Origin of the sequence: Paenibacillus agaridevorans (genome assembly GCF_003112455.1) — a bacterium.
In the GTDB taxonomy this organism is placed as follows: domain Bacteria; phylum Bacillota; class Bacilli; order Paenibacillales; family Paenibacillaceae; genus Pristimantibacillus; species Pristimantibacillus agaridevorans.
Map to the genome: position 1 here is coordinate 18,457 of NZ_BDQX01000005.1, position 6,923 is coordinate 25,379.

General features: G+C 54.9%; 6 protein-coding genes. 3 read left to right on the plus strand and 3 right to left on the minus strand.

The features are described from left to right. Nucleotides 1–2: 2 nt before the first annotated feature. Nucleotides 3–1,085 (minus strand): glycoside hydrolase family 172 protein, encoded by a 1,083-nt coding sequence (locus tag PAT3040_RS00140; RefSeq protein ID WP_108991025.1) that lies wholly within the window; start codon nucleotides 1,083–1,085, stop codon nucleotides 3–5. Between the two features lie 196 nt (nucleotides 1,086–1,281). On the opposite strand from PAT3040_RS00140, the gene PAT3040_RS00145 reads away from it, so the two are divergent. Continuing rightward, entirely contained in the window at nucleotides 1,282–2,169 is an 888-nt protein-coding gene (locus tag PAT3040_RS00145; RefSeq protein WP_181376349.1) for an AraC family transcriptional regulator, read from the plus strand. Nucleotides 2,170–2,254: 85 nt separating this feature from the next. On the opposite strand, the gene PAT3040_RS00150 is transcribed toward PAT3040_RS00145, so the two are convergent. Both PAT3040_RS00150 and PAT3040_RS00155 read right to left on the minus strand, forming a co-directional pair. Beyond that, nucleotides 2,255–2,839: a hypothetical protein gene (locus tag PAT3040_RS00150; protein WP_108991027.1), complete on the minus strand. Its 585-nt coding sequence runs from the start codon at nucleotides 2,837–2,839 to the stop codon at nucleotides 2,255–2,257. A 198-nt stretch (nucleotides 2,840–3,037) separates the two neighbouring features. Next, nucleotides 3,038–4,207: a YecA family protein gene (locus PAT3040_RS00155; RefSeq protein ID WP_181376350.1), complete on the minus strand. Its 1,170-nt coding sequence runs from the start codon at nucleotides 4,205–4,207 to the stop codon at nucleotides 3,038–3,040. Nucleotides 4,208–4,441: 234 nt separating this feature from the next. Here PAT3040_RS00155 and mgrA point away from each other — a divergent pair, with 234 nt between their 5' ends. Beyond that, nucleotides 4,442–5,449 carry an L-glyceraldehyde 3-phosphate reductase gene (gene mgrA, locus PAT3040_RS00160; RefSeq protein WP_108991029.1) on the plus strand — a complete coding sequence of 336 codons (1,008 nt, stop codon included), beginning with the start codon at nucleotides 4,442–4,444 and terminating at the stop codon, nucleotides 5,447–5,449. Between the two features lie 798 nt (nucleotides 5,450–6,247). Next, nucleotides 6,248–6,923: AraC family transcriptional regulator (locus tag PAT3040_RS00165; RefSeq protein ID WP_108991030.1), on the plus strand; the 676-nt coding region annotated here is incomplete at its 3' end.

Genomic DNA, 6,923 nt, shown 5'->3' on the forward strand with positions numbered 1-6,923 from the left:
CGTCAAATCACTTCCAGCTGCTCCCGATGCGGCAACGCCGGATGCGGGACATGCGGCTCCGTCTGGTACCAGTACGCGACGGAAGAGATATCGTCCTGCAGCGGCAAGTACTTGCCGCCCGAGCGCCAGCCCAGCGCCTGGACCGTCACCCTGAAGTCCGTCTCGAACCGGATTGGATCCATCACATGCCAGCGGTACATGCCGAAACGTTGGTTGGCGCGGTACAGCCCGTCCGCCTTAATATGCTGATGCATGCCGAGGAACGGCGTGGAATACGTGACGTATTGACCGTCCATATCCCAGTTCCAGGCGCCGCCGAAATAATCCTCCAGTCCCGTACCGCAGATCGTCGGGAATTCCGTGTCCCCGTCCAGATAACATTTGACCTCGCCCTCGCCCCACCAGTTGTTGCTGTTGACCTGCCAGGCCAGATAGGTGCCGACGTAATGCCCCTTGCCGCGGATGCCGTCCACGATCGTATGCACGTCCATGTAAGCCAGCGGGTTGCTGCGCCGCCACTGCGCGTGGAAATACGCCATGTCATCCGGCACGGAGGTTAGCGTATAATTGATTTGATAATAAAGCACCTTCCGCTCCGTCCCCACGTTCTCCATCGTGAACCGCGCCCGCTTGCGGAAAGGCATCTCCCAGTAGCTGTTGAACCCGTTGGCAGGATTAACGGAGATCGGCAAGGAGTTGACTAGACTGCGCTCGCACCATCCGTTGCAAAAGAAATCTCCTGCCGGCACGCGAACCGAAGGCTCCGTTTCGTCATCCCAGTAGATATTGAGGATCAAATGCCGCCATGATTCCACGGGGCAAGTCAGCCAAATATGCTGAATGACGCCCGGTCCGGCAATGTCCGCCATCGTAAACGCCGTGCCCGGCTCCACTTGAATGCAAGGCGAAATTTTCCACCCTTGTCCCAGCGTACCCGATGGACCGAGTCCTTCCCCTTCGGTGGCCATTCCGCCTTTGCCCTTTTCTCCCGTGAAATTTTCCGGCGATACCGACCGCGTTACCGCGTTCGAAAGTCTCGCCAGATTGCCCAGCCCCATTCCCGTACCGTTAAATTCGTAGTTCATCGCCAATCAACCTCCATGTCGTCTGTTATATGCCGGCGGCTTGCGGATCGAAAGCGCCTGCATTCGCAATAATGCCATTATAACGGGGATGCCGGAGAACGGATTTAGCAATTGTATAGTTTCTTTTGGCGATTATAATGGAAGGAGAGTCGAGAGGTCGCAGACTTTGACAATAGGGAAGTCCTGGAGGTTAACGATGGAGCTGTCGTCGGTACAAACGCTGTCGCCTTATGTGCGGGTGGCCATGGATCATTGGCTCCATCCCGGTACGGTGCTGGACGAGCGAATGTTATGGGATTATGAGTTGCTATACGTGAAGCAAGGGACGCTCGAGGTCGAATTCGGACATGAGACGATCGTGGCGGGGAGCGGCGACGTCCTATTGTTCAAGCCCCGCCAGCCGCACGTCCTTCGCGTGCCGGAGCACGGCCCCGTGCATCAGCCCCATATTCACTTCGACCTGCACGAAACGTTTGACAGCTCCGAGGTGCCCGTCTCCTTCAAGCACGAGAAGGATATGACCCCGGAGGAGAAACGCTGGTTCCGCGACGATCTGCTATCGGGTCCCGAGCTCAGGCTGGGCAGCCTGATCCGGCTCCAAACCGTCCATCCCTTCGAGGAACTGCTGTTCAGAATTATTCGCGAGCAAGAGATGAGACTTCCCTATTATCAAGTTCGGGTAAAAAGCTTGCTCCTGGAGCTGCTCGTCTGTCTCCTCAGGGATGCGCAAGCTCCGCAACTGAAGCGAACAAGCGGGAAAGGTTCCGTCAGGCTCGAAGATATCCAGCTCTATCTGAGCGAGAACGCCGGCCGCGAGCTGGCTTTGGAGGAGCTGGCGGAGCAGTTCCATCTGAATAAGCATCATCTCATTCGGCGCTTTAAAGAAACGTACGGCATTACTCCGATCCAATTCCATCAGCAGATGCGGGTCGAACGGGCGCGCAGCCTGCTTAAGCACTCGCTTCTCAGCGTGCAAGACATCTCCGATATGCTCGGCTACCCAAGCATTCACGCCTTCAGCCGCGCTTTCAAAAACAAAGAGGGCCGCAGCCCCAGCGCCTATCGCGAGGCGGCTACCTCCTGAAACTGATGACTGACGAAAACATCGGGCCATATCCGGTCCAGCGGCGAAGAAGGACTAACCTTCGTTATCCTTCTTCCCGTCTTGCCTACTCCACTACTGTGATCTTTGTATACACATCGCCGTCATAATGACTGTCCACGACGTCCTGCGTCAAGGAGAAGTTGCAGTGCGCGGCTATCAAATATTGTCCGGCAGGCAGCTTCAGCTCTTTTTCCGCGTAGAAGGCTCTCCAGTACTCCGCATCGGGATCATCGGAGCCGTAGCCACCGCTCTTCACGAACGGGAACTCCATCGTCTCTCCCCGAGCGAATTTCATAGGCGTCAAATCCGAGGTGCTGGCACCGTCCATATCGAAGTCCTTCCCGTCTGTCAGAGTGAAGCCGACCTTGGCGCTGCTGGATCCCCATACCGTAAACTCTTTCTCGTCCCCCGTGTACGTCAGCGAAGCCGATAGCACAATGGGCTCTCCTGCCTTATAAGTCGTCTTCTCCACGTTCAGCCGCATCTCGAACGGCTCTCCCTTATGCACGAGCTTCGGATTGTCCATCCGCTCCGCCACAATCGGATTTGCGGTGGAAGAAGGCCCCTCCGGCCGCTCTTCCCCGCCGCAAGCTATCAACAATACAATCGCCGCCAGCCATAACAAGGCAAGCCCTGATAATCTGTTCATCGTCCAGCGTCCCCTCTCTACTCCGGCCTGTTGTGTAATGGTATAGACGCTCCGCGTCGCCCAATTGTTCCCGACCGGAGACGAAAAAGAAAGAAGATCGCAAGCCCCCTATCAGGAGGTCCTTGCGATCTTCTTCCTTGATGCCGGTTGTTTATTGACGGTTATTTATTGCCGGCTGTTTATTGACGCATATGCTTCTTACGCTCCGGCACCGCAGCATTTTTTGTATTTTTTGCCGCTGCCGCAAGGACACGGTTCGTTGCGGCCGATCTTCTGCTTCGTCTGGAAGCTGTAGACGTCGGCCTTCGGCATGTCTAGCGGTGCCGGACGGTCGGCGAGAGGAGCAACCGTTGCAGCGTTCGCGCCTTGAGGGTGCAGCACCGGGCCGGCGCCTTGTCTGTAGGCGGACATCTCTTCCGGCGAATGGCCTTTGAGCACCCACATCCGCGTATGATTATGGAAGGACGCCAGCGCATCCATCAACTCGTTCATTTCCTTGTCCGATCCCAGCTCCAGATGCTCCATTAATTGAATAAGAAGATCATTCATCGAAGCGCCGTTCTGAATGGCGGACGCGGCTTCGTCGGCCATGATGTCCAGACTTTTGGCGTCTACTCGCCAATGCTTTCGCAAGACGGACGCGAACTTCTTGTAGCCTTCATGACGATCCACATAATCGTGCGCGGCTGCACGGATCACCTCCGGCTCCGCAAAAGGATAATAAGGAAGATTTGGGCGATTTTGCTGCTCGGCAATCAACTCGGACGGATCTTTTAACATGAAGTTCCATACGTTATCTTCGTCGTAATTAAGACTATAATCATAAAAGGCCAGATCGCAGACAACTCTCCAGAAAGCCGTTCCGTCGACCGGCTCGCCCGTAAGCCTCTCTACATGCCCGGTTAACGTCTCCTTGTCCATGTATCCATAGTAGAACAGGAGGCCTCTCGTCAGATTAGCCCAACGTTCGTTGCGTTTCAGCATGTCCATCTGCTTGTCCATATCCAGCGTCTTCAGCTTCGCGACGACTTCCTGCGGCATAAAGACATAATCGTCCATCGCGAAGAGCAAACCATATTGCTGAAAATACATGGAATCATAATTGTCGTCGATTTTTTTTATAGAAACGATGCCGCCCGGCGCTTTCATGACGCTCTGCAGTACCGTAAAGCGTTCGATGTCCATTCGCTCCAGGCTGTCTTCCATCTTGTCGACGATCTCGGCAGTCAATCGTTTGGCGAGGTCGGCTTTATTGAGTTGGCTGACGCCTCGAACATCCAGCGCTCGGCGCAATTCGGTCAATTCGTCTTTTTTGAGCTTACCCAGGATTTCCGTCAAAGTCATCTTGTTCGGTTTTACTGTTGGCATAACGATAATCTCCTTGTTTGGCTTACAATTTACCTTGTTCATACTAATTACTAAGATAATAGTATAACAGATAACGCCTTAACGCGCAGACATGGGATGCAACCCTCTATTTGCCGCGAACATAGCAAGCATTATGCCATACAGATCAGGTTTCGCACTATATGAATCCTTCGATTGCGGCATCATAATAAAGCTTAGTAATATGATTATAAACGTTGCGGAGGGATTACAAACATGCCTTACACGGCTAATGGCAATCGATACAACGAAATGGTATATAACCGCTGCGGCAACAGCGGCATCAAGCTTCCCGCCATATCGCTCGGATTATGGCATAACTACGGCGGACAGGATGTGTTCGAGAACGGAAGATCGATCGCGCGCACGGCGTTCGACGCCGGCATTACCCACTTCGATCTCGCGAACAATTATGGACCGCCCTATGGCTCAGCGGAGGAGTCCTTCGGCCAAATCTTGCAAAAGGATCTCGCCCCTTACCGGGACGAGCTGATCATCTCGACTAAGGCAGGCTACGACATGTGGCCGGGTCCATACGGGAACTGGGGCTCCAAGAAGTATCTCGTGGCCAGTCTGGATCAAAGCCTCCGCCGCATGGGTCTGGATTACGTCGATATCTATTACCATCATCGTCCGGATCCCGACACGCCGCTCGAAGAAACCATGTCCGCGCTGGACCTCATCGTTCGTCAAGGAAAGGCGCTGTATGTCGGCATCTCCAATTACAGGGAGGCCGAGGCGCGCGAAGCCGCGGCTATTTTGAAGCGGCTTGGCACGCCTTGCCTGATCCATCAAGCCAGCTACTCCATTTTGGACCGCTGGATCGAAGGCGGCCTGCATAACGCGATGAACGAGGAGGGCGTCGGCATCATCGGCTTTGTGCCGCTCGCGCAAGGCGTCCTCACGAACAAATATTTAAACGGGATTCCTGCCGATTCCCGTGCAGCCGGGCATAGCCGCTTCCTGAACAAGGACAGCATCCCGGATTGGAAGCTGGCTATTGTCCGTCAGTTGAACGAACTGGCCGCGCAGCGCGGTCAAAGTCTGGCGCAGATGGCGCTCGCCTGGGTTCTGCGCGACGGCGGCGTCACATCCGCGCTTATCGGCGCGAGCAAGGTCAGCCAGATCGAAGAGAACGTCCGCGCGCTGGACAACCTGACGTTCTCGGCCGAAGAGCTCGAGCTGATCGACCGGATTTCGAAGGGCGACGGCGCGCAAGCGTAAGCCGGCCGCGTTACGTCGAACGGAGAACGCCGGACGGAAACTCCGGACGGACGATTCGTCGAACAGAAACGCTGGACGACGATTCATCGAACGGAAACGCTGGACGACGATTCATCGAACGGAGAACCCCGGACGGACGATTCGTCGAACGGAGAATCCCGGACGACTATTCGTCGAACGGAAACGCTGGACGACGATTTATCGAACGGAGAACCCCGGACGACGATTCGTCGTCTGGCCAACCCGAGACGTTTGCCAACGCTATTCGGCCGGCCATCTGCTAGCGTTCCTTGCGTTTCATTCCGGCGCGCACACGTTTGGAGGCAAGTTTTTTCGCCAAATTCAGTTTGGAAACTCGGCATTTCGAAAAACACCCTTTTGTCGTGGTATATAGTAGGAAATCCTCCCTCTATCTCATCGATTCTTCGCGCAATAGGCAAAATAAAGGGAAATCCGACCTCTAATTCGGGTGAAATCGATACTCCAGTCGTATTCCGCCATATTTAGAGGGTGATTTTCCCTTTACTTCCGAATAACGGGCGCCTAGCGTGAGATTAGAGGGAGATTTTCCTGTTAGCCGGATAGGCTCGTTAGTCGGCGTCGCTGGTTGTTGCCCGCCAGTCTTGGAGTAGCATCATGTCCTTTACAAAGCAACAAGACCGCCGTGGAGCTTCTTCGGCGGTCTTGTCGTTATAACGGCGGCACTTAAAGTACGTGTTCAAATCAGTTATTCGTACAATATCGTATGGCATGAAGCTCGTAATCCGGTAAAATAATTATAGAAAGGAGCTGCCCGCCATGATCGAATTTCTGCCTCCCAACCTGCATCAGCTCGACTTGCATCTGATTCAGTTCGGTATGGAGCAATGCTCGTCCAATCATATCGTCGGTCCGGGCGTGAGGGATTATTACAAAATCCACTGCATCCTGGGGGGCGAAGGAAACTTCGAAATCGGGGGCAACGGATACCGTTTAGGTCCCGGACAAGGCTTCCTGATCGCTCCAGGAATTGTCGCCCGTTATGCCTCGGATCCGGATAATCCTTGGCGCTACTGCTGGATCGGCTTCGACGGAATCAAAGCCGCGACCTTGCTCGGCCAAGCCGGTCTCTCCGTTGAACGGCCGATCTTCCGGGCCGAGGACGCACAATATTACGAAGGCATAATCGGGAGAATGGAGGAAACGGCCTCCATGAGGGCCGGCCGGGACATCCGGCTGACAGGACTGCTCTACGAATGGCTGTCTGCCGTCGTGGAAGCCCAGACGCCGCAACCCGTCCCGCCGGAGACGCGGTCGCGGGATCGTTATATCGCGCAAGTCGTCCATATGATCGAGATGAATTATGCCAATCGTCTGACTGTCGCCGCCATCGCCCGGTTCGTCGGCTTGCAGCGCAGCTATCTGAACGCCCTGTTCCAGGAAGAGATGGGCTGCAGCATTCAGCAGCATCTCATCGCATACCGGATGCGGCGGG

What these genes read in the sequence shown, in the direction of transcription:
- PAT3040_RS00150 (WP_108991027.1), bottom strand. Translation starts at nt 2,839, where the DNA reads ATGAACAGATTATCAGGGCTTGCCTTGTTATGGCTGGCGGCGATTGTA.
- PAT3040_RS00155 (WP_181376350.1), bottom strand. Translation starts at nt 4,207, where the DNA reads ATGCCAACAGTAAAACCGAACAAGATGACTTTGACGGAAATCCTGGGT.
- mgrA (WP_108991029.1), top strand. Translation starts at nt 4,442, where the DNA reads ATGCCTTACACGGCTAATGGCAATCGATACAACGAAATGGTATATAAC.
- PAT3040_RS00140 (WP_108991025.1), bottom strand. Translation starts at nt 1,085, where the DNA reads ATGAACTACGAATTTAACGGTACGGGAATGGGGCTGGGCAATCTGGCG.
- PAT3040_RS00145 (WP_181376349.1), top strand. Translation starts at nt 1,282, where the DNA reads ATGGAGCTGTCGTCGGTACAAACGCTGTCGCCTTATGTGCGGGTGGCC.